Source organism: Pseudaminobacter soli (ex Zhang et al. 2022) (assembly GCF_014595955.1).
Lineage (GTDB): Bacteria > Pseudomonadota > Alphaproteobacteria > Rhizobiales > Rhizobiaceae > Kumtagia > Kumtagia pseudosoli.
In genome coordinates this window covers 114,512-140,203 of sequence record NZ_JABVCF010000014.1, presented here as the reverse complement: position 1 = coordinate 140,203, position 25,692 = coordinate 114,512, and the positions used below count along the sequence as shown (strand labels likewise).

Below are 25,692 nucleotides of genomic sequence, written 5' to 3'. Positions count from 1 at the left end.
TACCATCGGCCGGGTGAGCACGCTGACGCGCACCAGCCTTTGACGCGCATCAAGGCGAAGAAGACCCTTTCGTGCTGTCGCTTGGACCTGACACCCAGGGAGCGTTTGATGACCTACAGGACGATCCTCGTTCAACTCGACGTGGAGTCCCCGGTAACGCCGCGGCTGATGTTCGGGATGGTTCTCGCGGACCGTTTCGAAGCCGATATCATCGCTTTCGCCGCTGCTGAGGTCCCATTCGTCGTGTCAGACGAAGATGGGATGGGCGCCGGGGAACTGTTGCAACAAAAGACGGAACAGATCGGCGAGCGCCTGAAGGCGATGAGGGAAGAGTTCCTGGGCGTGGTTGGGGACAGCGAGCGTTTCGCCTGGCGAGGCGAGGTCGGAAACCCTGCCAACCTGGTGGCCCTGAATGCGCGCGCGGCAGATCTGATTGTGACCGGCAACCCGAACCCCGATCTTGGACCGGGCCGTCATGCCACGATCGATCCCAGTTCCTTGATCCTCTCCGCCGGACGCCCGGTGCTGTTCGCCGCAGACGATCTTCGGCCGGTCCAAGCAAAGCGAGTCTTGCTCGCATGGAAGGATACCCGGGAGGCGCGGCGTGCCGTGGCCGACTCCATGCCGTTCCTGACGGAGGCGGAGGAAGTCGTGGTAACGACGATCGTGCAAGGGGACCAGAAGGCCGAACGGGATAATGCGGCCGATGTTGTGCGCTTCCTCATGCGGCATGGAGCAAAGGCAAGAGCTGACATCCTGGGGACAGGCACGACCGAAGTCGAGGATGCGCTCTCGCGCATAGCGCAGTCCGTAGGCGCAGACCTGATCGTCTCGGGTGCCTACGGCCACAGCCGGCTTCGACAATGGGTCTTCGGAGGAGTCACGCGGTCGCTGCTGTCCGACGGCTCGCTGCACAGATTGATGTCGAACTGATCCAGCGAGAACTAGAAAATACACGACGGCAAGCCTGCGCATTCACCTTACCGTGGAGTCCGGCGGCAGCGGGTGGAGGAAGCGGGGGGCGGCTCGGTGCAGACCGATGAGCGGCGGGCAAGCTGTTGACCTACCCTGTTGACCTACCGCAAGGGCACGTTGCTTTGTTGATGGTATCGAAGCTGACTTCCCTCAGATCGAGGAGGACAGTGATGATCCATCCCGTCACCATTGCCGATGCCGTCGCTGACTTTCTGGAGGGCGCCTGCCCGGGGCAACTACTTTCGCTGGCGCGGGCGGTAAATCAGATCCGGAGCATATTCCCGCAGTGTCATCTCACCGACGTGGAACTTGCCGAAGTCGTCGCCATCCGTGCCATGGAAATGGGTTTCGTTTCCGTCATGTTCGATCTGAGCAGAACGCAACGACGAGGAAACGGCGGCAGTTCAGCCTCCGAGGGCCGCCTTGACGCAGGTGAAGGATAGCTTCTTGGAGTGAGGGACATCATGTACACGCACATTCTCATCGCTATGGACGGGTCGGAGCTAGCGCAAAGGGGACTTGATCATGGTCTCTCCCCAGCCAGGCTGATTGGAGCCAAGGTTGCGATCCTGACCGTGAGCGAGCCCATTCCGACTTACGCACTTGCAGGTGGGCTCGGCGGAGCCGGGATTCCGATTGATTTCGAGGCCTACAGGCAGAGCGGCAGGGAAACAGGCGAGAGGATTCTTGCAACGGCGAAGGCCGCCGCCGACATGGCCGGTGTTGCCGCGGAAACCATTTACGTCGAGGAGAGGCGACCTGCGGAGGCGATCGTTGATACTGCAACCGAACGGGGTTGCAACCTGATCGTCATGGCGTCGCATGGACGACGCGGATTGGGGAGGCTCTTCCTCGGCAGCCAGACAATCGAAACCTTGACCTACAGCAAGGTGCCCGTGCTCGTGGTTCGTTAGAGTTCCGAAACGGCAATCGAAGTTTGGGATACTGAGGCAACTGATTCTCGGCTCCAGGCGGCCGCCTTGGTGCCCAGTTCGAAGGATGGCGCAAAACGAGCTGGTAAACACTGCTTCTGCCTGAACGACATCCAGGGAGGTCAACATGAAGCTTTATCGCGGGGCGATGGTTCTGGGCTTTGTGGTTGTTGGTCTGACTTGGTCTTCCCTCGCAGACGCGGAACAGCACCAGCACAGCACAGGGCCAGCCGAGACCGAGGCAGCGAATGAGCGGCCGGCGGCTCCCGCCTCCGGGGAAAGCCCCGCCAAATCTGACACCAACCCGGCCGAGTCCGCAGTGCAAATGAGTTCGCATGCGCCGGTGGTATTCACCTTGCGCACCGGACATCGCTAGATAGACGAGGTGGGCTTCCCTCGGGGAGCAGTCGACCTGCGGGATTTCCCCCAGCCTCTCGTGCATGTGAACGACATGCAGGCGCTGGATTTCGTGACGGGGCTGATTGATCCTGATCCGTCGGTACGGAATTCCTTCAATCCGTCACTCGCGGACGACCTTCGGGTCATGTCCCGAGGCGAACTGTTCGATATGGCGATGTCGATCTGCTGCGCTCTTGTCGCCGACCCGCAGAGGTGCACTACGAGCCTGTGGAGGCCAGCCAACAAGGATGAGTATGCTCGGTTCTCTCCCGAGGTGCTCTCGAGAGTTGGCCGCGCGCTTCTTGATTGGCCCGGCGCCTTTCATCGTCTTGCAGAGACCGTTCGCGGAAGTTCCGAAGCACGTTCGGGGCACTTCGGAATTCGCAAGGAGCTTGGGCCGCTTCTGGCGATCACGCAGGACGGGAGTATTCCGTCGATCGCGCGGCAACTCATCAGGCGAAAACTCGATGACAACATGGTTATGACGGCTGACGGCACGCACCGGATACGAAGAACCGAGAATCGCCACCGCTCGGACTTGTTGACGCAACGCGACGCGGCCGAGATCCTGAACTGCACCCGCCGGCTGGTAGCGAAGCTCAGCCGCCACCCCGACGTCCGCACGCTTCGCGCTGAGAACACGATCAAGGGGCCGAAACTCCTGGATCGCGGGCAGATCGAATGCATCGCGGCGCTGAAACCGACCCTGGTGCCATCGCAGGCAGTAGCCGTCCAACTCGGTATCCCACGGGCAGCGCTCGCGGAGCTCTCGGAGCGCAGACTGCTCCTGAGGGAGACGGGTCCCGTCACCGTGCTTCTCATGGGGAACGACTACTATCATGGCTCATCAGTCGAGGCTCTGATCGCCAATGTCGAGAGGCTCGTCCGCACTGACGAGCCGCCCGCTGCGTTTGTCAGAATAACCAAAGGGATTAATCGCATTCCCGAGGCGCCGCTCTGCTTCTGGGCGACGAGAGGATATTGAATAGTAGGATCCCCGTCTGGAGGATCGAGGGGAGGCTATCGGCTCTCATGACCTCGTTGGCCGTTTCCGACATGGCGGTGCTTACTGCGCTGCTTCCGTCCGGTGACGATACCCCCCTCAGTGATGTCAGGCTCACTCAGGGCGAAGCCGCGCGCCTGCTGGGCACCACGCCTCACAACGTCAATGCCCTGGTCGCGGCTCGGCTTCTGCCCAGGACAATCAGGGCAGCGGACATCATGGAGTTCACAGCCAGTTTCGCGTTGACCACCGACCTTTTGGACCTGCTGCGCGAAAGGAATGTTGTCGTGTCTTCAAAGCATTTGTCGCAGGCGCTGAGGCAGGCAGGTGTCGAACCGCACGTCCGCCTCAAGCATGGCGACAAACTTGTCTGGTGTGTGGGGGAGCGTGCAGCGTTTATCGATCGCGCCACCTGTCTCCTGTCCGGCTAGTGTGTTCCGGCGATCCAACCGGGCCCTAACACTGAGTCTTTGGCTTCATGTTCGTCGGCGGGGCGTAATGGCATCGATCGGGGTCATCCATCCTTCGATGCACACCGTACAGCAGATTCAGGCCGGGCGCTCGTCGTCGTAAGTGACCCTTGCGGCATCTGTCTTGAATGCCCAAACACGCGATTCGTCTGGCTCGACGAATCCTTCTACGCATCCGGATTTGAATCTTTACCAGCATCCGAAACCGAATCTTTCGCCGCATCCGGAATACGTCCGCGCGGCCGACCGAGGCCCAAGGAAACCGGCGGGCTCGAAGGCTTATCCGAGAGACTAGCTACACGATCGGCAACCCCTCGAGACGCGCATTGGTACGCGCATCCACGTTGGTCATCCCAGGCGCAGGCCGTCCGCAATCGGAGAGAATTTGCAACGCGTTCCGCGGTCAGTAATCGCCAACGTGATTCAAGAATTTTCCGAGAGTGACTCAGAAATATTCGCCGCATTCAATGAAGTCAAATGGTTGGCTGACTCAGGAAAAATTCATCTGGCCAATTATTATTACCAATGTTTTGCAAGATGGTTAGCCACTATGGTTAGCCCAGACCAGTCGCGTGACCTTGTCCATGCCCTGGTCAGGCAGGCGCATTTTTGGCTCGCTTCGCGCAAATAGGGCTCCGCGACCTCGATATCGGCTGCGGTGACGGTGGCACGCGCCCGGAGGAGTTCGCCCTTGGCGATCGCCTCCCGGATCAGCGGCACGGCCGAGCCGCCTTTGCCCGGCATATGGCACTTCGCACCGCGGAGCGATCCTGACATGCCGATACAGAAAGGGCGGCGAAAGGATGAGCTTCCCTTCGCCGCCTCCGCTTAGATGAGCTTACGGGGTCTGTGGCCCGCGCCTTACGCAACCCTTCTTTCTCTTTCTAAAACTCCTTCAACTCAGAACCGCCTCAGGCCGGGGCCGAAAGCAACCCTTTGTGCACTGTTGCGAACTCGTCGATGGCGGCGACAAACTGATCCGCGTGCTCGTCGGTGATGACCAGCGAGAGATTGATCATGCCTCGTCGCGCGCAATAAAATCCCTTCTCCAGCATCTCGAAGAAGAAGAGATCGCGGATTTCGGGGCGGCCGCGCTTGGTATCTTCCACATTCTCGACGCTCGCGGTCGTCGGATGAATGTTCATCATGGAGCCGCGCCCGGTGAAACTGATCGCAAGGTTGCGTTCGGCGAACAGCGCATTCAGCCGCCCGCGCAGCCTTTCCCCGCGCAGGTTCAGTTCTGCCACGGCCGCCGGCGTATAAATCTGGGTCATGGCCGCGAGCCCGGCAGACATGGTCAGCACGTTGTTGTTGAACGTGCCCGCATGCGGCAATGCGTCGGGCTGCCTAGGATCAAGATGTCTCATGATCTTTTCCGTGCCACCGAAGGCACCAAAGCTCATGCCGCCCCCGACATATTTGCCGAGTGTCGTCATATCAGGGGTGATGCCGACTTCTCCCTGGAGACCTCCGACACCCAGGCGCGAGGTCATGACCTCATCGAATATCATGGTGATGCCGTGCTGCGCCGTTACCTCGCGAAGCATGGACAGGAAATCGGCGGAAGCCGGAATGCAGCCCGCGCCGCCCTGCATGGGCTCCAGAATGACCACGCCGAGGGCCAGGGCGTTGTCCTCGATCAGTTGTCTTGTCCCGGCAACATCGTTGTAACGGCCAAGAATGAAGTCGAACGGGGCGTTGATCCTGTTGTGGCCGCTGTGGAAGGTGAACACGCCGCCATGATACCCGCCGTTGAAGACCAGGACCTTGCGTCGCTTGTTGATGGCGAGCGCGGTGCTGATCGCCATCAGATTGGCTTCCGTGCCCGAGTTGGTGAAACGGATCAGGTCGATCGACTTGAAACGCCGGCACAAAACTTCGGCGAACTCGGCTTCGATGAGCCCATGGCCGCCGAAATTGAGTCCATTGTCCAGCGCACGATTGAGCGCCTCACGAATGACGGGATGGGAATGGCCATAGAGCCCGGCTGTGAACTCGCCCAAGAGATCGAGATATTTGTGGCCGTCTGCATCCCAGACATAAGGGCCATCGCCGCGCGCGATGGCGAGCGGGAACGGAGCGTAGAAGAGGCTTGTGCGCGTGTTGCCGCCCGGCATTGAACGCGTCGCCTTTTCATGCGCGTCTGCGCTTTTGGGATTCCGCTTCAGAAAGCGAGACCTGGCCTCCTCGAGTGCGGAATCGAGTTGGAAATTGCTGATGTTGCCGGACATTGTGCTGCCTGCTTCGCCTCATTCGAGATGTGGATTTTCGTGTACTTGGAATACAGCCGGGGAGGAATTGGCCGGCTGCATAGTCATTTGAACATTTCGTCTTCTATGACGTAATTCATCGCGGATTCGATGTCTTCATAAATGGCCAGCTTGGCGGCCGGCCCGTCTCTTCGTTGAACGGCCTCGAGGATGCGCGCGTGAATATCATTGCCGCGCCAAGTCGAGGCTCGTTGGTGCAGGATATGCAGGAAAGGTCCGGTACGAACCCAGAGCGATTCGATGATGTTGGTCAGGGTCTGGGATTTGGCGGACTCGTAGATGGTGAAATGGAAGTTGCGGTTGATGGCCAGGTACTGCCCGGAATACTCATCCGTGTAGGGCTTTTCCGACAGCTCGCACATGTCGCGGTGCATGCGGGCCAGTTCGGCTATCGCCTCGTCTGAGATGGTCGGAACGCCAGCTTCGGTGGCGGAAGCCTCGATAAGCAATCGGGCGCGGATCAAATCACGATAGCGCGGGGCGTCGAGAAGTGGCACCCGCAAGCGACGGTTTTCCAGGAGTTCGAGCGCTCCGATCTCCACAAGCCTGCCGACGGCCTCGCGCACAGGCATGGTGCTCGTGCCCAGCGCGTCGGCGACGGAGCGCAAAGAGAAGCGCTGGCCGGGCGCGAAAGCGCCCGAGGATATGGCCTTATAGAGCGCGTTGTAGATCTGGTCCTGGAGGGGCCGGCGCGTCACGCTGGCAAGCCCGGCCAAGACGGAGGGAACTTGCCGCGACTGCAAGCTTGCGAAGGCCGGCTCACCGGAAGCTGCGGCCGTGCGCTCCTCGACTGAACCCCGCGTCAGTTTCGGCCCCACCCAGACTCCTCACGCTCATATCGGTTAATGTGATCACACATTACATCGCTCCGACATTTAGCGCAATCCATAAGTCTTACATCGGTCGGCAAGAGGCCGGATGACGACAAATGGTATTAAATTTCGAGGGTTATGAGTCTTCGGGTGGGACGCCGCCGCCGTCACCGAAATCGCTGTAACGAACTATGTTGTGTTTCAACACATTTTGTGATTGTGAATACCGCGTTACGAAGGTGCCTGGCACGCCTCTTCCAGGAGGCCGTCCTCGCAAGGATCCGGGATGCCTCGGGACTTCGGAGCATGGCAGGTCAAAACACTGGGAGGTCTGAGGTGGGACTGCATAGGAAAATGGGTGGGAAGCGCTGGCTTGCGAGCCTTGCCGCAGGCGCGGCAATCCTGGCGATGACGGCGCAGGGCGCGTCGGCCGACACGTTAGAGGATGTCCAGAAGGCGGGCGAGCTGAGGTGCGGCGTTTCCGATCAACTGGCCGGCTTCTCGTTCCTGGACGACAAGGGAACCTGGACCGGGTTCGACATCGATTATTGCCATGCCTTCGCGGCGGCGATTTCGGGAGATGCAGCGGCCGTAAAGATCGTTCCGCTTGCGTTCAATCAGTCATTCACGGCGCTGCAGTCGGGGGAGGTGGATGTCCTCTCGCGTAGCGTGACGTATACCCTGTCGCGCGATACCCAGCTCAAGATGGATTTCATTCCGCCGAACTTCTACACCGGCCAAAGCTTCATGGCGCACGCCGAGCTTGGCGCGAAGAGTGTCGAGGATCTGGACGGTGCTTCGGTTTGCGTCTTGGCGGGCAGTGTGACGGAACGCTACGTTGCCGACTACTTCCGTGCCCGCAACATGAAGTTCACCCCGATCGCGGTCGAGCAGGAAGCGCAGGTGCCCACCGTCTACGAGAGCGGCCGGTGCGATGTGATGACCCACGAGACCCCCTCGCTGGCGATCGCGCGTCGGGGCTTCAAGGACCCCGATGCCCATGTGATCCTGCCCGAGGTGATTGCCAAATCCTATGAAGCGCCGCTCTATCGCGAAGGCGATGCGCGCTGGGGTGACGTCATCCGCTGGACGCATTTCGCCCTGGTGACGGCCGAGGAACTCGGTATCACCCGCGACAATGTCGCAGAGAAGCTCACGTCGGACGATCCGGTCGTGCGTACGTTCTTCGGGGTGGACGGCGATCTCGGCGAACAGATGGGGCTGAAGAACGACTGGGTCGTGAACGTCATCAAGGCCGTCGGCAATTACGGCGAGATCTACGACCGCCATCTGGGCGCCGACTCCGTGCTCCAGATTCCGCGCGGGATGAACGACCTGCACGAACGCGGTGGTCTGCTGTTTGCGCCGTCCTGGCGGTGACCCTGGTCAAGGGCGCGCGGGGAAATGGTCCCGCCCGCCCACCACAGTGAGAACCTGCGTTGACGACTTTCGGCGACTATCAAGCGCCTCCTTTCTGGAGGCGCCCCTTTTTCCGGCGAAGCGCGGCGCAGATCGCCGTGGTGGTCGGCCTTCTGGCCGTTCTTTCCTTCTTTATCGGTAACGCCTCGGCCAACCTGGCGAAGACCTCGACCACTCTCGGTTTCGGGTTCATCTGGAGCCGGGCCTCCTTCGAGCTCGGAGAGGGCATCACCGGGTTCGTCGCCGGCGACAGCGTGCTGGCGGCGTTCTGGGCCGGCATCGTCAACACTCTGCTTGTCTCGCTGGCCAGCATCGTCACGGCCACCGTGCTCGGCATCGCGGTGGGCATCCTGCGGCTGTCCAGCAATCCCCTCTCGCGCCTCCTTTCGTCCGGCTATATCGAGCTGATGCGCAATATCCCGCTGATCCTCCAGATGCTGTTCTGGTATGCGGTGATCACGCGCTCCTTACCAACGCCGCGCAAGGCGCTTAGCCCGATCGAGGGCCTCTACCTCACGAACCGGGGCGTGTATTTCTCGGTCATTCAGATGCCGCCGTCTGCGTTCTGGGCCCTTGTGGCGCTGTCGGTGCTGCTGCTTGCGACCTTGGCGGCTCGCGCCACAAGCAGGGAGCGGACGGGCTCGCTCGGCCGGCTCGGCGATTTTCGCCTCGCAGGCGCGGCCGTTGTCGCCATGCTCGCCGTGGTGCTGACGACCGGCAGTGTCGACGTTCCAGAGATCGCCGGACTGAACTTCAAGGGCGGAGCCTCGATCACGCCCGAATTTACCGCCGTGTTTCTCGGGCTTTCGATCTTCTCGGCCGCCTTCATCGCCGAGAACGTGCGCGCCGGCATCCTTGGCGTCTCAGCCGGCCAGAAGGAGGCGGCAGCCTCGCTCGGCCTGCGCGACGGCCAGACCATGCGCCTGGTCGTCCTTCCGCAGGCGCTGAAGATTTCCGTGCCGCCGATTGCGAGCCAGTATCTCGACATCGTCAAGAACAGTTCATTGGCCGTCGCGATTGCCTATCCCGAGATCATGCGTGTGGCGACCGTCGTCATCAGTGAGGTCGGACGCTCCATCGAGGTAATCGCGATCATTATGGCGGTCTATCTTTCGATCAGCCTCGCAATTTCCGCCCTCATGAATGCCTATAACAAGGCCAATCTTGCCAAGGGAACCTGATGTCTGCAGGGGGGGATGAAGGAACCGACGGGCGTCACCGACTGCGGACAGTCCTGAGGCCGCTGTTCGGCACTCCGGTGAACGCGGCATTGACCGTCGTCATTTTATGGCTGCTTGTCACGGCGATTCCCGCCCTGCTGCGCTGGGGGATCGCCGACGCAATCTGGTTCACTGACGACCCTAAGGATTGCATTCAACAGGAGGGCGCGTGCTGGGCGTTTGTCGGTGCCAAGGCACGGCTGATCATATTCGGGCGCTACCCCTATGACGAGCATTGGCGCCCCCTGCTGGCCATGATCATCGTGCTGGCCGCGCTGGTGCTGAGCGCCGACTGGCGCCAGTGGCGCCGGCGCAACTGGGGGCGTTTTCTGATCGGGCTTTGGGCGGTGACGATCGCGGCGTCGAGCATGCTGATGGCGGGCGGCATTGCCGGTCTGGAAAGTGTGGAGATCGACCGCTGGAGCGGTCTGCCGCTTACGGTCATGCTTTCCGTCTTCGGCATCTTCCTGGCCCTGATCCTGTCAGTGCTGCTCGCACTCGGCCGGCAGTCCAAACTGCCTGTCATCCGCTGGCTTTCGATTGCCTATATCGAGTTGATCAGGGGCGTGCCGCTGATCAGCATCCTGTTCATGGCGGCTCTGTTGCTGCCGATCATCCTGCCGAGCGGCTTCGAAATCTCGAAGATCCTGCGCGCCCAGGCGGCATTCGTCATGTTCTTTGCCGCTTACATGGCCGAAGTGCTGCGCGGCGGGCTCCAGGCTATCCCCAGGGGCCAGTACGAGGCGGCGGAAACCATCGGGCTGACCTATTGGGAAGCCACCTTCAAGGTGATCCTGCCGCAAGTCTTCCGTCTGTCGATCCCCTCCTTGGTCAATGTGTTCATCGCAGCGTTCAAGGACACATCACTCGTCGTCATCATCAGCATGCACGATCTCATGGGCACCACGAATGCCGCGATCAGCGATCCGGCTTGGTCTGGCATCTACATCGAGGCCTATGCATTCACCGCCATGGTCTACTTCATCTTTTGCGGCGGCATTTCCTGGTACAGCCAGAAACTTGAACGCCACCTCAAGGTTGGACGACGCTGATGACGCGTGCAGATCCATCATCCGATGGCAAGGCAAAGGCCTTCATTCGTTTCCAGGGTGTCTCCAAACGATTTGGAAGCTTCAAAGTACTCAAGGACATCCATCTGACGATTCAGTCGGGCGAGCGCATCATCGTTTTCGGCCCCTCTGGCTCGGGCAAATCCACGCTCATCCGCTGCGTGAACGGCCTGGAAGACTACCAGGATGGCGTCATTACCGTTGGGGGAGTTCCGGTCAGCCGGGCTCTGGGGACTGTCCCCCAGATCCGCCGCAAGGTCGGTATGGTCTTCCAGCACTTCAATCTCTTCCCGCACATGACCGCGTTGGAGAATTGCATGGTTGGTCCCGTGGCACGCTCGGTCACGGAGAAGGAAGCGCGGAACCGCGCGCTGGAATTCTTGTCCAGGGTCAGGATGACCGACCATGCCGCCAAATACCCGAACGAGCTTTCCGGAGGACAGCAGCAGCGCGTGGCTATCGCGCGGGCGCTATGTCTTCAGCCGCAGGTGATGCTCTTCGATGAACCGACGTCCGCACTCGATCCCGAAATGGTCGGCGAGGTCCTGAACGTGATGAATGAATTGGCCGACACCGGCATCACCATGATTTGCGTGACGCACGAAATGAGTTTCGCGCGCAGGATCGCCGACCGCATGATCTTCATGGAAGGCGGAAAGATACTTTACGACGAGCCGCCGGAAGTCATCTTCAGCAGAAGAGGCGAAGGGCGGCTCGTCGAGTTCTTCGAACACGTGGCCGATCGCGGTCTATGAAATATCAGTCTAATGCGCCTGGTTCGAACAGACTCCAGGCGGCCAGAAGTCATATCGAGGAAAGCAGATGGATTTAAGAGATAAAGTCATCATCACCTGCGCCTTGACGGGCGCCATCCACACGCCGTCGATGTCGCCTTATCTTCCTGTCACGCCGGAAGAAATCACGCGCGAAGCGAATTTGGCCGCCGAGGCTGGCGCAGCCATCCTGCATCTCCACGCCCGCGATCCGGAAACAGGGAGGCCGGACCAGAGCATCGAGGCATTCGGACGCTTCCTGTCCGCGGTCAAGAACGGGACGGGCGCGGTCGTCAACATCACCACCGGCGGAAGCCCCTTCATGAAGGTTGAGGAGCGCGTGCAGCCTGCCTTGGCCTATGCGCCCGAAGTCGCCTCCCTCAACATGGGCTCGATCAATTTCGGCCTGTTCCCGCTCCTGCAGAAGTACAAGGAATTCAAGCACGATTGGGAGGCCCCGGCGCTGGAGGCGACCCGCGACCTCGTTTTCCGAAACAGCTTCAAGGAGATCGAGTACATCCTCGAGAAGTGCTCCGCGAACAGTACGCGCTTCGAGTTCGAGTGCTACGACATTGGCCACCTCTACAATCTTGCGCATTTTGCAGATCGCGGCCTCGTCAAGGCGCCTTTCTTCATCCAGTCGGTGTTCGGGATCCTGGGCGGCATCGGAACACATCAGGAAGACGTTCTGCACATGAGGCGCACGGCCGACCGTCTGTTCGGCGACAGTTACGTCTGGTCGGTGCTCGGTGCCGGCGCCAGCCAATTGCGCATTGCCGCCATGTCCGCCTCGATGGGTGGTCATGTCCGCGTCGGGCTGGAGGATTCGCTGTGGGCGGGCAGAGGGCGCCTGGCCCAGTCGAGTGCCGATCAGGTCCGCATGGTCCGCAAGATCATCGAAGGCCTTGGCAAGACCGTCGCGACCCCTTCGGAAGCGCGCGAGATCCTGCGCCTCAAGGGTGCGGACAAGGTCGCTTTCTAGGAACTCAGTTCCGGTTACTGCATATCTTGCGCGGCCTCCGCCCGTAACCGGTGGCCAACTCGGCAGCCCAGATGGCCGCGTCCAGGGTGCCGGTCAGAGACACCCAGGACGCCTGTTTTCGTGGGCCGTAATTGGAGCTGTAGCCGGGGGCGATTAGGTCTCCCGGTTTCAGGTCGGCCCGGGTCCCGTGGTAAAATTGGCGCGAGGTCGTGTGATCGGGAGCCGACATCGGTTCGCTGCTCATCCTTATTGTCCCAAGATTGTCCCAAGCGAATTGGTGTCATGGTGCGTGCCACTCCACGTACGTTATCGGAAACAAGCGTTGGCCGTGCGGGTAAGGTAAAGTCGGCTTCAGCAGGCCTGCTCTCCCGTGCATCAAATTTGGTGTGTAGGTCGTTCCCGCGATTACAAAACGGCCATTTAGCGTCCGGGAAGTGAAGGTTGCCAACAGATTAGAAGCAGGATTGGGAAGACCGTTTCCCGCGATGACTGTGTGGCCTCTCTTACAGATGTCTCTGCGCCGATTATGCGCCTAGAAGGGCCTGTCTGAGAGCGGTTGATGGCAGACGGCATCCAGTGAACAAGCCCCGAATGATGCGCAATATGCTAGCGATATTCCATCGTGCGCAAATCCAGGTGCGCGATATAATCTTCAGATTAGTGTATATATTGTCGGGTTAATTGCGGGATGTGATAAAGTATTGGCTGGTTGTCTTATAATAGTAAATACTTAAAGGAAAATTAATAATCCTTATTCAGGCCGCTTGAAGGCGGCCTGGAAAGTTGCTTATTGCCACCTCGTCTGTGTGGATTCGACAAGGGCATTGATGAGCGCGCGGTTTCTCGGCATTTTCATTTGTTTGTTATCAAGTAGCGCTAGCGAGGCGGCTGACGCTGGGCGGGCGGCGGTCGACTGGAGCGCTCCCTATTTTGGTATTTCGGGTGGTTATGGCTGGCTTCGGGATGTTGACCGCTCGTTTACTCCGGCGCTTCGTTCGTCGGGAGATGACGTCGTCTTCGGCGCGCATGCCGGCTATCTCCACCAATTCGGTGCCTTCGTTCTGGGGGGCGAAGCCGAATACACACGGCTCGACATCAATTTCGAAGGCTTCCCCATCGATGTCGAAAACGCCTTCTCGGCAAAAGCCCGCGCCGGCTTCGCCTTCGATCGTCTGCTGCTCACCGGGCATGCCGGAGCCACGTATATCACCACCAACATCGGACTGGAGGATTGGGGCTGGGTGGCAGGCGCCGGCGCCGACTACCTCCTGAGCGACAATCTCGTCGCTGGCGTGAGCTGGGACCACATGCAGTTCGATCGGTTCGACGGAACGCTGATCGACGGCCAGCTCGATCTCGTGAAGGCACGGGTGAGTTTCAGGTTCTAGGGATCGGCCAGGACGCTTCGCCGGCGACCTTCGCACCGAACGAAAGACACGTCGCTGATGAAATCGATACCCAAAGCTGCACTGTCCGGAAGCCTGAAGGATTATCGCGCACTCAAGAACAGCGGTCTCATGGCGCGTGCCGACAGCTTCTTCAGCTGGCAGGATCTGCGGCGTCAGCATGGCCTATGGCCCTACGCCCGATCGACCTCGTCGGCGCCCCGGCCGCGATCGGACATCAGGACAGACGCCGGGAAGGCCACCTCAGGCGTCAATTTCGCCTCGCAGGACTATCTCAGCCTGTCCTCCCATCCCAGGATAAAGGCGGCGGCAAGGGAAGCGATCGACAAATATGGCGTCCATAGCGCCGGTTCAGCCGCCCTTCTCGGCAACACCGCCTATTCGCTGCAGTTGTCGGCGGCTTTTTCGGAATTCCTCGGGGGCCGTGAGGTCGTGCTTTATCCGACCGGCTGGGCCGCCGGATATGGCGCCATCCAGGGCTTTGTCCGTTCGGATGACTACGTCGTGATGGACATGCTGGCGCATTCCTGCCTCCAGGCGGGAGCAGCGGCCGCAACTCAAAAGGTGCAATACTTTCGGCACCTCGACTCAGATGCTGTGGCCCGCAGGCTGGCGAACATTCGCGCTGCGGACACGAAGAACAACATTCTCGTCGTGACGGAAAGCCTTTTTTCCATGCACTCCGACACCCCTGATCTCAGGGCGCTTCGAAGTGTCTGTGACGCCTACGGGGCGAGTCTGCTGGTCGACTGCGCTCATGACTTGGGCTGCATGGGCGAGGACGGTCTCGGCCACATCGGCCAGCAGGGAATGCTCGACGAGATCGACATCATCATCGGGAGCTTCTCAAAAACCTTCGCCTCTAACGGCGGCTTTGTGGCCGTCAAGACGCGGGCCGCCGCCGAATATCTGAGATATTACAGCGCGCCGCACACATTCTCGAATGCTCTGTCGCCAGTCCAGGCCGCAACGGTTCTGGAGGCGCTTTCGATCATCCGGGGGCGAGAAGGGAAAGAACTGCGGCACAAGCTGCGCGATAACGTGAATCATTTGCGTGAGTCCATGGCGCGCTCCGGCCGCGAAGTGCTGGGGGAGCCTTCCCCTATCGTGCCGGTTCGTGTCGGCGGCGAGGCTCTGGGACGCCTGGCCTCGAAATATCTCTCGTTGTTTGCGGGAATTGCCAATCTGGTGGAATTTCCGGCCGTCCCATTGGGACAATCCAGGTTCCGCTTCCAGGTCATGGCGGCACATGCTGCCGAGGACATCGAGGCCATGGTCGCCACCTTCAATCGCGCGATGGACAGCGCGGCGGAGGAACTGGATCAAATACAGGGCGAAACCGGCGCTCAGCAGGTGGCTTTGCCTGGGGCCGGCAAGACGCCAACTGCGTTGGACGACACACTGACCGAAGCCTAACGGCCGGCGGCTTGCCTTCAGCCGCCGGGTTCATCCGGGGTGCCCACTGGCATGGGTCACCGGCAGTTCGCTCATGCCACCGCGCGGGTAGAGGGCATCCATCGCGGCACCGATGTGAGGGGCAAGGTCGGTGCGCGCGGCCGCCATGTGCAGGTTGGCGGTCACGAAGCCGGCCGGGACGCCGCAATCGAAGGTGAGGCCGCAGAATTCGAAGGGCCGGATCGCCTGGGTTTCCAACAGCGCGAGCATTGCGTCGGTGAGCTGGACTTCGCCGCCCGCTCCTGGCGCCTGCCGCTCGAGAAGGGCGAAGATTTCGGGCTGCAGGATGTAGCGCCCGGAAATGAAGAGATTGCTGGGCGCCGTGCCAGGGGCCGGCTTCTCCACAAGCCCGGTCACGACCGGGCCATCGGCAGTCGGCCTGAGCGAGACAATGCCGAACTTGTGGGCGTCCTCGGGAGCACATCTCTCCACCGCGATGACGTTGTCGCCATGGCGTTCATAGAGATCGACCATGGATTTCAGACATGGCCTGTCGGCGACCATGAGCATGTCGGGCAATAGCACCGCGAAGGGCTCGTCGCCGACGATGTGGCGGGCCGTCCATACCGCGTGGCCGAGACCCCGTGCCTGTTGCTGTCGCACGAAGGAAATCGTCCCGGCGGCTGGCGTGTCCTGGGCGATTCGTTCGGCCAAAGGCAGCTTCCCGGCATTGCGCAGGCTGACATCGAGTTCGAAGGCGTGGTCGAAATGGTCCTCGATCGCGCCCTTCATGCGCCCGGTGACGATGATCACATGTTCAATTCCCGAGGCGAAGGCCTCGGCAACGATGTAGTCGAGCAGGGGGCGGTCGACGATCGTCAGCAGTTCCTTGGGGATGCTCTTGGTCGCCGGAAGCATGCGCGTCCCGAAACCGGCGGCAGGAATGATGGCTTTGCGGATCTTCTGGTGCATGGTGGTAGCCCTCCGGTTCATGCGATTTCTGAAATGGTGTGGGGTTTGCCCGTGCCTAACCCGCCTGCAGAAGCAGGGCGGCCCGGTGGGCAGGTGGCCTCGCCATGAACCCGACGCAGCAGCCGACGGTAGAGTTCGACATGTTCGCGAGCGCAATCGATGTGGCTCGTCGGTTGCCTCATCGAGGCCCGCAGCCGCTCCCAGGCCCGGGGATCGCCCAACACCGCGGCCATGCGATCGGCGAGATCCTGCGCGCTGCCTGCGCGGAAGTGCAGTCCGTCCTTTCGGTCCCGTACCTTTTCGGCCATGCCGCCAATGTCCGAGCAGATGATAGGCCTGCGGTGGTGCATTGCTTCCTGGATCACCAGCGGCGAGTTTTCCAACCAGGTGGACGGCACCACGACCCAATCCACCGAGCGGATCAGGCGTGGCATGTCGGCGTTCTGGTAGGCGCCGTAGAAGCGCACGCGGCGACCTGCGTCATCGATGAGCTTCTTCAGGCGCTCCTGGAAATCCGCCGGCTGGCGCTCGAGATTGCCGCCGAAGATCATCAGGCAGGCGTCGTCGCCCCAGATTTCCTCGGGTACCCGCGAGACCGCGTCGATTAGCACGTCGACGCCCTTGAACGGCGTCAATTGTCCGAAATAGGCGAAGCGGTTGCGTCGAGGGTTATGAGGCGGCAACTCGCGTGCGGGCGCGGCTTCCCCCATGGCGATCCCGTTCTCGATGACCGACAGCTTGTACGCCTCGATCCCCCATTCGGCGTAACGCCCAGACAGAAACTTACTCGGGGAAACGAAGGCGTCGGCCAGTTCGAGCATTCCGCGCACGAACCTCTCGCGCTTCAGGAAATGCGACACGGGGATTTCGGGAAAACATCCGTGACAGGCGATGGGGGACGCTTCCCTGCAGAGCTGGCCAGTCGGCCGCCTGACCATCTGGCCGTGGTTGTGGCAGATCGACAGGTATTCATGGAACGTCACCAGGACGACCGACTGCGGTAGGGCCTCGCGCACCGCATGAAGCGCTTCCAAACCCAGGCCCAGCACATGATGGAAGTGGACGACATGAGGCCGGGCGTCGCGAACGAAGCGCACGAGGTCGTTCTGGAGAGCCTCGGTATCGCGGTTAGAGAGGAAGAAGTGGTCGTAGTCGTCGGCGTGGAACAGCAGTTCGTCCTCGATGGGACGATGGCTCATGAGTGCCGAAGCACCATGCCGCGGAAAGGGTTGGCCGACGCGGGCCAGATAGACCGATTCCACATCGGGCAGTGAATTCAGGCCCTGGTGCAAGCTGTGGGACGCGATTTCGGCACCACCCAACGCGAGCGCCGGATGCCCGTGCGAGATGACGAGGACCCGAAGCTGCTCGGTCATGTGCGCGGCCCCTCCGACGAGTTTCCTTTGCCGGCAAGCTGAGCGGTGCGGCGGGCATCGAGAATTTTGCGATCGATGCTCTCCACGAGGGCGTTCATCGCCGATGTGCCTGTGCTCGACGTCTCGTCAGAACCAAGCATCTGCACGGATGGCAGCCAGTAGGAGGCAACGCCGCCGCGGCTGAGGCGAAGGCCGAGGTCCAATCCCTTTTCCCGAGAGCCGAGATATCCCCCTGCGAAGCCGCCGGCCTCGACGAGGGCCTCGCGCGGCATCACGCAGCATTCGAGCGATGCGGCTGTGACAGGCGTCAGCTTGAGCCCGGTCACGGCGCTGATGGGGTAGCCTTCGTAGCGAAGCGCGGGCCAGGTCCCCGCCCAGCGGACGGAATAGTCCCCATAGGCGAGGGTAGGGGAGACGATGCTATCCTTGAGCGCTGCCTGGGTGTGGACAAGCTTCCGATACCAGCCCGCCTCGTTCGGCACCAACGATGCTGAAAGCAGGACTACTGTGTCCGACGACAGTGCCCGCGCCCCGGCCTCGATAAGGTCATACGCATCGCCCGCTTCTCCGGCGGAGACCAGCCTGAGCGAGAGCCCGTAGAACGCGGCGAGCTTCCCCACGCGGGCCAGCTGCCGATGAAAGCGTTCCGAGGACACGACAAGGGCAATCGGAGCGCGCTTCGTTTCGGGGTCGATTGCCAGCAAGGCAAGAAGCGGCGCGATGCCGTCCTCGTCGTTTTCCCCGACGCTGATGACGATCGGCGGGCCGGCAGCCGACTCGAACGGACCTGGATCGACAACGGCCTCGACCGTTGGCGACACCCTTTCCGAGGTGCAGAGAAGTGGGACAATCTGGCGGTCTATGAGCTCCGGCAGTGTCCAATCGGATGGGTCGATGGCGCGCAGCTGGCGCATCGCCGCGAGGCGGGCAGTGGTCCGCAAGGGCGAGAGCGGCAAGAAGGCGCGGCGGGTGTCGCGCAATGTGAGTTCCAGATAGAGGGGCGAAGACGGATCGCCGTCCGGTAGCCTCGAATGGACGACGAAGCCATGCCTGTGGCCGCCATGGCCGAATGCGCGCGAGAAGGCGGGTTGGTCTGCGTAGGCCTCGGTCACATCGGCCCGATCGAGCCGGCTCCAGCTGTCGTCGAGCCGTGCTTCGCCGTCGTGACGGCGCAATTTCACGCTTTGGACATGACCGTCGGGGTCGAGCAGCCAGCCGGAGACAAGAAAGCCCGCGCCGTCGACCTGGAATGCGTCGTCTACGCCCATGCGGACCGGAAGGGGCAGGCTCGACACCGTCTCTGTGCCGTCGAAACTGTTGGCTGTCGTGCGCAGACGCAGCAGAGCTTGCGGCGTGCTGTGTGCCCGCAGCAGCACGGAGCGGACGTGGCCAGGTGTTTCCAGCGGTCCGGCAATCAGCTTTTGCCGGTGGACGGACACATGGCGCCAGCCGTGGCGGCCGCGCCAGACGAGGCCCTCGATGCTGCCAGGACTGATCGGCCCGTCGGCATTGAGAAGGCCGGCGAAGGCTGCGGCTCCCTGGGGAATGTCCTGCCGTGCGTAGGCGGCAATTGCACAATCCGCGACCGAAGGCCTGTCACCGTCGGTCACCGCCCGGGCCATGCCGGGCACGACGTCTTTGGCCCAGCCTTGCAGGAAGATCTCCCCGTCCTGGCCTTCGCCAAGCAACTCGATGAAGCCGTTTCTCCCATGCGCCGCCTTGACCAGGGTGACGATGGCCGACAGCCTGTGAGGGTCGGACGGCGCCGCGACGAGCAAATCCGCCAGAGCGTCGATGGTGGAGGCCAGTTGACTGCCGCAAAGCTCGGCCAGCAGCGCGGCAGCTTCGTTCACCGAGACCGTTCGAGGCGCGAAGACGTAGCGCTTGGGCGCGCCTTCCTGCTCGATCTGCACGGTCGCGAATGGGCGATCGGCGCTGTTCGTGGGCAGCAAGGCCGCGAAGCCGTGCGTGGCGGTCGGCAACGGCGCCCCCAATCGCCAACTGATGACTGCGGCATGCGAGATCTCGGCGGGATCGTCATTGAGTATTGTCGGTGCCGCGTTTGGCATCGGGCCGCCCGTGCCGATCACGAGCAGGGTGGAGCCGCCGATGGGGCAACCGGTGACCCTTCCGGCCCTGGGGATCCTGCCGTTACGCCGCGGTGCGGCGGTCAGGGATGAGGGAGGTCCATTTTCCACGGCCAGCATGGTCAGGTCCTGGCAAAGAGCGTCATGGCAGCACCCGCCGCAAAACCCACCAGCACGAACAGCAACAGCAGCAGGGGCTTCAATTCCCCGTTGGAGCGCTTCTGCAGTGCGCTCAGGTTCTTTTCCATCCCCGCCACCACGCCGTCGAGCCGCATCAGATGGACGTCGAGATCGCGCAGCCGCTGCGTGATCTCGGTGCGGAGGCTGGCAACGTCGGTGCTGATGTCGATGAGCTCGACCGTCTCGGCCTCGCCGGTGCCGTCGATCTGCTGCGAGCGGATGAAGGAGCGCTGGGAGACCTGCAGCTGCCGTTGCGCAGCCATCAGGACGTCCAGCTTGTCGAGGACCTTGGTGAGCGGTGCGGCGATCAGGGCTTCGGCGGCCTGCTCGTCGGGGCGGGGGACGCGTAGCGCCTGCTCGTCGTCCGGCCCGTTCACCGCCACCACGACGAGATCGGAAGCGCGCGAGGCCGCTGGTTCCGGCAGCGCGATCTCAAAAGCGTGTTTGCCGTCGCCGATGCCATTGCGTCGCAGATCGGGACGATCGCGGTCGGCAGCCGCCTCGGCAACCGTCTTGCCGTCCAGGATTACGCGGATCGCCACCCGCCGCTGGGGCTCGGCGGGATCGAAGGCCCAGCCGAAGACGCGGCCCTGGTCGATGGCGTCAACGCGGCCATTCACCGGCTTGGTGTTGTTCTGCTCGGCCATTGCGCTTGGACTCTCGGCAGTGACAGGCATTCAGGCGTTCCTCACGCTGCTTGGACACGTGCGGGCTCGATCGCCTCGATCAATTCGAGGTAGCGCCGAGCGGTCGTGTCGATGTCGTCGGGCCGGCGAGCGTTCCTGGAAAGCCGAAGCCGCAGATCTGGCTCTTCAACGAAGCGGCGCATCGCTGAAGCGAGCGCGCGCGGATCGTTGGGTGAAACCCCCAGGCCATTGACCCCGTCTTCGACCAGTTCTGCCATACCGCCAATGTTGCTGGCGATGACGGGCCGCCCTTGTGCCTGGGCCTCCTGGATGACGAGCGGTGCATTCTCCCACCAGATCGACGGCACAACCGTGCAGTCGACGTCGGCGACGAGCTCGGCGACGTCCTCGCGCCGATAGGGCCCGCGCCTCTGCACCGTTGGCGCGGTGTCGCTGAAAAGGCGGTCGATCTGCGCAACAAAGGCTTCGCTTTGGAACGGGGTGCCGCCGTGGACGCGCAGCTCGAACTCGAGCCCTTCGGCGATGAGCAGCCGGGCGGCCTCGAGCAGTATCGTCGCGCCCTTCCAGGGGTTGAGATTGCCGAAATATCCAAACACCGTCGGACCTCCGGCGCCGCCTGGCGCGGCCGCCGGCGTGGGCCGAAGCGGAAGGCCGTTGGGGATCACGCTTATGACATCCTCAGCAAGCTCCCACTCGACGAAGCGCTGCCGCAGGAAGCGGCTCGGCGCGACGAAGTGGTCGACCGTGCTCAGCAGGGCCTTCAGGTGCCGCTCGCGCAGCGCAAAACGGTCGAGGGGGATATCCTTGAAGCAGGCGTGGCAGCGGTCTGGACTTGCGGCGTGGCAGAGTTCCTTGCCGCTGGTGCGGACCATCAGGCCGTCATGGTGGCAGATCGGATAGTAATCATGGAGCGTCATGACGATGCGGCAATCCGGCAGCGTTCGCCGGACGATATGCGGGAACTCCGCGCCGATCAGCAGCAGGTGATGGATATGCACCACGTCCGGCCGGAAGTCGGACAGCAATTCCACAAGGTCCGGAACGACCCCGTAGAGATCGACCTGGCTCATGTAGAAACGGTCAAAATGGCCGGACCACAGCAGCACTTCGTCTGCCGCATCGCCGAGCCCCTGGAAGCTCGTGCCGGGCCGGACTTCGCGATGGACCTGGTTCGTCGCGCCGAGGAAGAGCGCCTGGTGGCCGGCGCGCTGGTAGGCGCGGAAAAGGTCGTGCGCGAAGATCTCGGTACCGCCAGGATGCAAGGCCGGATGGTTATGCGCCGCTACAAGGATGCGCATGCTTACCGCTGGGCTCCCCGGCGCTCGGCCACATAGAGGTCCTGGTAGTGAGCCGCGTCCTGACCGCGCCAATGGCCCAGCGATTTGATGGCGATCACAAGCCCGGCCTTTTCCAGGGCATGGTCGAGGAAATCATCGTCGAACCCGACGGCCGAGAGCGGCGGCATGTCGGGAACAAACCAGCAGGGCCCGTTGCCATCGCGCACGAAGCCAAGCCTGGGATCGCGCCTGCCGGATGCGTTCGCAGCAGCGATGCCGTCAACCACAAAGGCGGTCATGAACAAGCGCCCGCCCGGTTTGAGCAGCCTGGCGACCTCGCTCAGGTGAACGAAAACCTCGTTGGGAGGCAGGTGCGTGACGACCGACGTCATGATCACGAAATCGAACTGCCGCTCCGCGTAGGGGAGTTTCAGCGCCTCGCCGCTGATCTTGCCTTGGGGGTTGTAGAGCTTGTGCGCAATGTCGAGCCGCTGGAACGTAAAGTTGGGATAAACCGGGGTGATGAAACGCCGGCACCAGGCTATGCCGCCCTCGACCGGATCGAACCCGCTGTAGCGTCCCTTCTCCACATCCAGATACTGGGTGAGCGGAACGGCCATGCGGCCAATGCCGCAGCCGATGTCGAGTATGCGGTGTTCCGGTCGCAGGCCGCCCAGGCGAATGAAATGGCCCAGAAACTCCGCGCCGACGGCCCGGAAATCCCCGTCCCCGACGAACACGCTGCCCGCATCCGGCTGCGGCAGAAAGCGGTTGCGCAGGACGGCCTCCATCAGCCAGCCGACGCGATCCTCCTGGGCCGTCGTTGTTGGCCCGACTTCATGGAGACGAGCCGCTTCGCTCATGCGGCGTTCCTTTCCGTCGCTTCGATTTCTATGGAGATGCCCGTCCCGTTTGCGCCGTCGGAATAGGCAGGCATCAGCGCGGCGATGTCGTCCTCCCAGCGCTGGGTGTGCAGCCAGGCATTGTATTGGCTGGCGACGCCGCGCATGTAGTCCTGGCTGCGGCGGATCGACCGGCGCTCGAAATGATAGAGGCAGGCCGCCGGTTCATAGGCGATCTGCAGACCCAGCCGCCGGATCTTGAGGCAGAGGTCGCTGTCTTCGTAGTCGCCTATTACATAGTCCTCCGTATATCCGTCGACCCGCTCGTAGGTTTCCCTGCGCGTCACAAGGCATGCGCCGGTGATGCCAGGAACGTTGCGGGCGACCTGGGCCGGCGAATAGCGACCGGGCATCCCCTTGTAGAAATGGTGATTGAGCCAGATGCCGCGCTGGTCGCGGCCGAAATAGAGCCCGGCATGCTGCAACGAGCCGTCTTCGAAAATCAGCTTCGGGCCGATGGCGCCGAGTTTCGGTTGTTCGAGAAGTGGTCGCGACAGTACCTGGAGCCAGCCCGGTTCGCGCGGCACGACATCGGAGTTGAGCATCACGAGAACCGTGCCGCGCGCAAAGCGCGTGCCCGCGTTGCAGGCTCGGGCATAGCCGCCATTGCGGTTCATCACGACGAGCTTCATCGGCAGGCCGTGCAGGATGTGCAGCCCGCCCAGCATGTGTTTCGTCTCGTCTTCGATCTCGGGGGAGTCCAGGACGAAGATGATCTCGGCATTCTCCGCCAGCCAGGGATCGGTGGCCATGCCGGACAGTTGAAAACGGAGGAAATCGAGGACCCGATAGAGAGGCACCACAATCGAGACGAGCGGCGCCTGTCGAGGCTGGCCATAGTCCTTGGTGTGGTCGACGCGTATGGTTTTGCCCAATTCACGTTCGGCACCCTGGAGGGCCGGGGCAAGAATGGTCCGGAACGCATCGTCCACGGCATGCTGTGGGGGGACGGCGCGCAGGATGCGGTTGCGCTGCGCTGCTGGCTCGAAGGGCTGCGGCTTCGGTACCAGCGGTTTCACCGCACCTGAGGCGAGCCGCATCTGGAAGCGAGGCTGGAGCAGTGGACCAAGCGGCTCGTCCAGCGGAAGCCAGGCGATGAAGCCGGTCACTTCGGCCTTTGCATTGGTTTTTGCTTCGCGGCTCCAGGCCGGGAACTCGTACCAGTTGCCGTCGAGGGGCAGGGCTGTGCCGTCTTCGTTGAGACAGTCGATGCCGGCGAGGGTGGAGGTCGGATCGTTGGTCCAGCCGCCGGCGAGCAGGCCGCCTTGCAGCGACAGCGCGAGGTCGATCTCGGCGGCGGCATGCATTCGCGACCTGGCAACCTGCCGCGCCTGCAGCGGAGCCCGCAGTTGCAGGTCGGTCGCGGCTGCCGTGCCGCCGGGCAGGTTTGACAGTTGCCGCACGACGAACTCGCGCAGTCCAGAGTCGCCGCGCTGCTCCGCCCACCATTTCTGGAGGCCTGGATAGCGCGGATTGCAGTTCGGCAGGTTCCGGACCGCTATGCCTCCTTTACCGAGGAACATGATGTGGATCGGCCGGGCGGGCTGCAGCGTGTCGAGAATGAAATGGCAGGACTGCCAACCCGGCTCCGAACTGTTGCCGGCGACAAATTGCGACGGCAGCGGCAGAACCGAACTGGCGCCAATGGCATAAATGCCGCTGATCTCGCCCAACTCAGGGCTGATGTCGGTCTCGACGAGATAGCGTCCGGGAGCGATCTGGCAGACGGAGTTGGCGAGCCGCGGCGCCGGCACAAGGGTGAAGACGGCATCCTCGACCACGCTGCTGAAGAGTTCGTTGCGGGACAGCCGGAACGCGCTGCGCCATACGGTCAGGAGATTGTTCAGGAACTTGACGCAGCCCGCGGGCGAGAGATTGCCTAGCAGAGTCTCCACGTCGAGGAGCGGCAGCCGTGCTGCCGGTTGCAGCGCGAATGCCTGCAGCGGGCTCCCGTCCGTTGCCGCGATCTGCGCGTCTTCCGCTTCGCTTCCCGGCTTAATTGCCCACAGCACGCACTGCCCACCATCGGCCCGCGGCAGGGTCATGCTGACAAGCGGGACCGGTTGCGATTGCATGGCCAGGGTGAATTTGCCCAAGGCTGGTAGCTGCGCGGGTACGTCCCAGACCACTACAGCAACCTCCGAGCAAAGCTGGAAGGCCTGTGCAAAGCTGGAACCGTCGCCGGCGACCTTCGAACGGTCGGACGTCACGCGTTGGTCCTTTGGATCGGTTGGAGGGGATGCGGCGTGCCCGAGGGAGGGGGGGACAGGGCACGCCGCTCAGGCTCAATGAACCGTGAAATAGTGGTCCGGGTTGGCCTGAATGTCTTTGGCGTCGGCGTTGACCAGTGTCAGCGTGTCGCCATGACCGAGATCGATCACGACATTGCCGCCGACCTGCGTGATGCGCGAAGCCAGGTCTTCGGGAGAGGAAACGTCGAGGCCGTTGATGCCCTTCGAGATCTGCAGCATGTCCTCGCCGGGGGTGAAATCGAGGATGACATCGTTGCCGCCGCCGCCGTCGAAGACGAACAGGTCACTCCCCTGGCCGCCGATCAGGAGGTCGTCGCCCTTCCCGCCATTGAGGATGTCGTTTCCGGCGCCGCCGAACAGGAAGTCGTTACCCTTGCCGCCCATCAGGATGTCATTGCCGTCGCCGCCCCGGAGGATGTCGTCGCCGTTGTCACCGAAGAGCATGTCGTCGCCGGCACCACCGCTCAGGATGTCGTTGCCGTTTTCGCCATAGAGGATGTCGTCGCCAGCCCCACCGCTAAGGATGTCGTTGCCGTTTCCGCCATAGAGGAGGTCGTCGCCGGGACCACCGTCCAGGATGTCGTCGCCGTTTCCGCCATACAGGATGTCGTTGCCGTCACCGCCGAGCAGAGTGTCGTTTCCATTTTCGCCGAACAGCACGTCGTCGCCGCCGTTCCCGAAAATGATGTCATCTCCGTTGCCTCCTTTGACGATATCATCGCCGCCAAGGGCGCGAATGATGTCGTCAAAGCGAGTGCCAAACAGGACGTCGTCATATGCGCCGCCTTCCAACGTGGCCATCTGCTTTTCCTCTTTGCCGTTTAAACGCGTGCATCGTCGGTGGGGACCGAGGATTACGCGAGGCTATTGTGT

Annotated in this window: 24 protein-coding genes and 1 pseudogene; 13 read left to right on the top strand and 12 right to left on the bottom strand. The window is 62.1% G+C overall.

The genetic code is table 11. The features are described from left to right. The first annotated feature begins 108 nt into the window (after positions 1 to 108). From HUI96_RS23465 to HUI96_RS23440, 6 genes are all read left to right on the top strand, one after another. Positions 109 to 933 (top strand): universal stress protein, encoded by an 825-nt coding sequence (locus HUI96_RS23465; RefSeq protein WP_188257132.1) that lies wholly within the window; start codon positions 109 to 111, stop codon positions 931 to 933. A gap of 212 nt (positions 934 to 1,145) precedes the next feature. Continuing rightward, positions 1,146 to 1,418 (top strand): hypothetical protein, encoded by a 273-nt coding sequence (locus HUI96_RS23460; RefSeq protein ID WP_188257131.1) that lies wholly within the window; start codon positions 1,146 to 1,148, stop codon positions 1,416 to 1,418. Between the two features lie 21 nt (positions 1,419 to 1,439). Further along, positions 1,440 to 1,889, top strand: coding sequence for a universal stress protein (locus tag HUI96_RS23455; protein WP_188257130.1), 450 nt, complete (start codon positions 1,440 to 1,442; stop codon positions 1,887 to 1,889). A 145-nt stretch (positions 1,890 to 2,034) separates the two neighbouring features. Continuing rightward, positions 2,035 to 2,283, top strand: coding sequence for a hypothetical protein (locus HUI96_RS23450; RefSeq protein WP_188257129.1), 249 nt, complete (start codon positions 2,035 to 2,037; stop codon positions 2,281 to 2,283). Positions 2,284 to 2,292: 9 nt separating this feature from the next. Then, complete coding sequence (locus HUI96_RS23445) at positions 2,293 to 3,291, top strand: hypothetical protein (RefSeq protein ID WP_188257128.1); 999 nt, start codon at positions 2,293 to 2,295, stop codon at positions 3,289 to 3,291. 47 nt (positions 3,292 to 3,338) lie between these two features. After that, a complete protein-coding gene (locus HUI96_RS23440) occupies positions 3,339 to 3,740 on the top strand; it encodes a hypothetical protein (protein ID WP_188257127.1) in 402 nt (133 codons plus the stop codon). Positions 3,741 to 4,298: 558 nt separating this feature from the next. On the opposite strand, the gene HUI96_RS23435 is transcribed toward HUI96_RS23440, so the two are convergent. The 3 genes from HUI96_RS23435 to HUI96_RS23425 form a co-directional block, all read right to left on the bottom strand. After that, positions 4,299 to 4,523, bottom strand: a complete 225-nt coding sequence (locus tag HUI96_RS23435; RefSeq protein ID WP_188257126.1) for a hypothetical protein — start codon at positions 4,521 to 4,523, stop codon at positions 4,299 to 4,301. Positions 4,524 to 4,690: 167 nt separating this feature from the next. Continuing rightward, a complete protein-coding gene (locus HUI96_RS23430; protein ID WP_188257125.1) occupies positions 4,691 to 6,010 on the bottom strand; it encodes an aspartate aminotransferase family protein in 1,320 nt (439 codons plus the stop codon). 83 nt (positions 6,011 to 6,093) lie between these two features. Further along, positions 6,094 to 6,765: a GntR family transcriptional regulator gene (locus HUI96_RS23425; protein ID WP_188257124.1), complete on the bottom strand. Its 672-nt coding sequence runs from the start codon at positions 6,763 to 6,765 to the stop codon at positions 6,094 to 6,096. A 432-nt stretch (positions 6,766 to 7,197) separates the two neighbouring features. Here HUI96_RS23425 and HUI96_RS23420 point away from each other — a divergent pair, with 432 nt between their 5' ends. From HUI96_RS23420 to HUI96_RS23400, 5 genes are all read left to right on the top strand, one after another. Beyond that, positions 7,198 to 8,241 carry an amino acid ABC transporter substrate-binding protein gene (locus HUI96_RS23420; protein WP_337918600.1) on the top strand — a complete coding sequence of 348 codons (1,044 nt, stop codon included), beginning with the start codon at positions 7,198 to 7,200 and terminating at the stop codon, positions 8,239 to 8,241. A gap of 59 nt (positions 8,242 to 8,300) precedes the next feature. Next, a complete protein-coding gene (locus HUI96_RS23415) occupies positions 8,301 to 9,461 on the top strand; it encodes an amino acid ABC transporter permease (RefSeq protein ID WP_188257123.1) in 1,161 nt (386 codons plus the stop codon). Positions 9,462 to 9,550: 89 nt separating this feature from the next. Further along, complete coding sequence (locus HUI96_RS23410) at positions 9,551 to 10,552, top strand: amino acid ABC transporter permease (protein ID WP_188257122.1); 1,002 nt, start codon at positions 9,551 to 9,553, stop codon at positions 10,550 to 10,552. Beyond that, complete coding sequence (locus tag HUI96_RS23405; RefSeq protein ID WP_188257121.1) at positions 10,552 to 11,325, top strand: amino acid ABC transporter ATP-binding protein; 774 nt, start codon at positions 10,552 to 10,554, stop codon at positions 11,323 to 11,325. The genes HUI96_RS23410 and HUI96_RS23405 overlap by 1 nt, the downstream gene beginning before the upstream one ends. A gap of 67 nt (positions 11,326 to 11,392) precedes the next feature. Next, positions 11,393 to 12,325, top strand: a complete 933-nt coding sequence (locus tag HUI96_RS23400) for a 3-keto-5-aminohexanoate cleavage protein (RefSeq protein WP_188257120.1) — start codon at positions 11,393 to 11,395, stop codon at positions 12,323 to 12,325. Positions 12,326 to 12,365: 40 nt separating this feature from the next. Here HUI96_RS23400 and HUI96_RS23395 read toward each other — a convergent pair. Then, a pseudogene (locus tag HUI96_RS23395) lies at positions 12,366 to 12,554 on the bottom strand (NAD(+)--rifampin ADP-ribosyltransferase); the annotation flags it as partial. A 598-nt stretch (positions 12,555 to 13,152) separates the two neighbouring features. On the opposite strand from HUI96_RS23395, the gene HUI96_RS23390 reads away from it, so the two are divergent. Together HUI96_RS23390 and HUI96_RS23385 are read left to right on the top strand one after the other, a co-directional pair. Then, entirely contained in the window at positions 13,153 to 13,713 is a 561-nt protein-coding gene (locus HUI96_RS23390) for an outer membrane protein (RefSeq protein WP_188257119.1), read from the top strand. Between the two features lie 57 nt (positions 13,714 to 13,770). Beyond that, on the top strand, positions 13,771 to 15,147 hold the full coding sequence (locus HUI96_RS23385) for an aminotransferase class I/II-fold pyridoxal phosphate-dependent enzyme (protein ID WP_188257118.1): 1,377 nt from the start codon (positions 13,771 to 13,773) through the stop codon (positions 15,145 to 15,147). A gap of 30 nt (positions 15,148 to 15,177) precedes the next feature. Here the strand turns inward: HUI96_RS23385 and HUI96_RS23380 are convergent, their stop codons facing one another. From HUI96_RS23380 to HUI96_RS23345, 8 genes are all read right to left on the bottom strand, one after another. Further along, on the bottom strand, positions 15,178 to 16,098 hold the full coding sequence (locus tag HUI96_RS23380) for a UTP--glucose-1-phosphate uridylyltransferase (RefSeq protein ID WP_188257117.1): 921 nt from the start codon (positions 16,096 to 16,098) through the stop codon (positions 15,178 to 15,180). Between the two features lie 17 nt (positions 16,099 to 16,115). Beyond that, on the bottom strand, positions 16,116 to 17,474 hold the full coding sequence (locus HUI96_RS23375; protein WP_188257116.1) for a glycosyltransferase family 4 protein: 1,359 nt from the start codon (positions 17,472 to 17,474) through the stop codon (positions 16,116 to 16,118). Then, positions 17,471 to 19,681 (bottom strand): hypothetical protein, encoded by a 2,211-nt coding sequence (locus HUI96_RS23370; protein ID WP_188257115.1) that lies wholly within the window; start codon positions 19,679 to 19,681, stop codon positions 17,471 to 17,473. Before HUI96_RS23370 ends, HUI96_RS23375 begins: the two co-directional genes overlap by 4 nt. A gap of 2 nt (positions 19,682 to 19,683) precedes the next feature. Next, the gene (locus HUI96_RS23365; RefSeq protein WP_188257114.1) at positions 19,684 to 20,418 is read right to left on the bottom strand and encodes a hypothetical protein; all 735 of its coding nucleotides are present in this window, start codon (positions 20,416 to 20,418) and stop codon (positions 19,684 to 19,686) included. 11 nt (positions 20,419 to 20,429) lie between these two features. After that, a complete protein-coding gene (locus HUI96_RS23360; RefSeq protein WP_188257113.1) occupies positions 20,430 to 21,686 on the bottom strand; it encodes a glycosyltransferase family 4 protein in 1,257 nt (418 codons plus the stop codon). Positions 21,687 to 21,688: 2 nt separating this feature from the next. Then, entirely contained in the window at positions 21,689 to 22,528 is an 840-nt protein-coding gene (locus HUI96_RS23355; RefSeq protein WP_188257112.1) for a class I SAM-dependent methyltransferase, read from the bottom strand. Then, the gene (locus tag HUI96_RS23350; protein ID WP_188257111.1) at positions 22,525 to 24,777 is read right to left on the bottom strand and encodes a glycosyltransferase; all 2,253 of its coding nucleotides are present in this window, start codon (positions 24,775 to 24,777) and stop codon (positions 22,525 to 22,527) included. Before HUI96_RS23350 ends, HUI96_RS23355 begins: the two co-directional genes overlap by 4 nt. A gap of 75 nt (positions 24,778 to 24,852) precedes the next feature. Next, positions 24,853 to 25,620, bottom strand: coding sequence for a calcium-binding protein (locus HUI96_RS23345; protein ID WP_188257110.1), 768 nt, complete (start codon positions 25,618 to 25,620; stop codon positions 24,853 to 24,855). Positions 25,621 to 25,692: the final 72 nt, after the last annotated feature.

Excerpts from the sequence above, each read along its gene's own strand:
- HUI96_RS23465 (WP_188257132.1), top strand. The coding sequence starts at position 109 with ATGACCTACAGGACGATCCTCGTTCAACTCGACGTGGAGTCCCCGGTA.
- HUI96_RS23460 (WP_188257131.1), top strand. The coding sequence starts at position 1,146 with ATGATCCATCCCGTCACCATTGCCGATGCCGTCGCTGACTTTCTGGAG.
- HUI96_RS23455 (WP_188257130.1), top strand. The coding sequence starts at position 1,440 with ATGTACACGCACATTCTCATCGCTATGGACGGGTCGGAGCTAGCGCAA.
- HUI96_RS23450 (WP_188257129.1), top strand. The coding sequence starts at position 2,035 with ATGAAGCTTTATCGCGGGGCGATGGTTCTGGGCTTTGTGGTTGTTGGT.
- HUI96_RS23440 (WP_188257127.1), top strand. The coding sequence starts at position 3,339 with ATGACCTCGTTGGCCGTTTCCGACATGGCGGTGCTTACTGCGCTGCTT.
- HUI96_RS23435 (WP_188257126.1), bottom strand. The coding sequence starts at position 4,523 with ATGCCGGGCAAAGGCGGCTCGGCCGTGCCGCTGATCCGGGAGGCGATC.
- HUI96_RS23430 (WP_188257125.1), bottom strand. The coding sequence starts at position 6,010 with ATGTCCGGCAACATCAGCAATTTCCAACTCGATTCCGCACTCGAGGAG.
- HUI96_RS23405 (WP_188257121.1), top strand. The coding sequence starts at position 10,552 with ATGACGCGTGCAGATCCATCATCCGATGGCAAGGCAAAGGCCTTCATT.
- HUI96_RS23400 (WP_188257120.1), top strand. The coding sequence starts at position 11,393 with ATGGATTTAAGAGATAAAGTCATCATCACCTGCGCCTTGACGGGCGCC.
- HUI96_RS23390 (WP_188257119.1), top strand. The coding sequence starts at position 13,153 with ATGAGCGCGCGGTTTCTCGGCATTTTCATTTGTTTGTTATCAAGTAGC.
- HUI96_RS23385 (WP_188257118.1), top strand. The coding sequence starts at position 13,771 with ATGAAATCGATACCCAAAGCTGCACTGTCCGGAAGCCTGAAGGATTAT.
- HUI96_RS23380 (WP_188257117.1), bottom strand. The coding sequence starts at position 16,098 with ATGCACCAGAAGATCCGCAAAGCCATCATTCCTGCCGCCGGTTTCGGG.
- HUI96_RS23375 (WP_188257116.1), bottom strand. The coding sequence starts at position 17,474 with ATGACCGAGCAGCTTCGGGTCCTCGTCATCTCGCACGGGCATCCGGCG.
- HUI96_RS23370 (WP_188257115.1), bottom strand. The coding sequence starts at position 19,681 with ATGCTGGCCGTGGAAAATGGACCTCCCTCATCCCTGACCGCCGCACCG.
- HUI96_RS23365 (WP_188257114.1), bottom strand. The coding sequence starts at position 20,418 with ATGCCTGTCACTGCCGAGAGTCCAAGCGCAATGGCCGAGCAGAACAAC.
- HUI96_RS23360 (WP_188257113.1), bottom strand. The coding sequence starts at position 21,686 with ATGCGCATCCTTGTAGCGGCGCATAACCATCCGGCCTTGCATCCTGGC.
- HUI96_RS23355 (WP_188257112.1), bottom strand. The coding sequence starts at position 22,528 with ATGAGCGAAGCGGCTCGTCTCCATGAAGTCGGGCCAACAACGACGGCC.
- HUI96_RS23345 (WP_188257110.1), bottom strand. The coding sequence starts at position 25,620 with ATGGCCACGTTGGAAGGCGGCGCATATGACGACGTCCTGTTTGGCACT.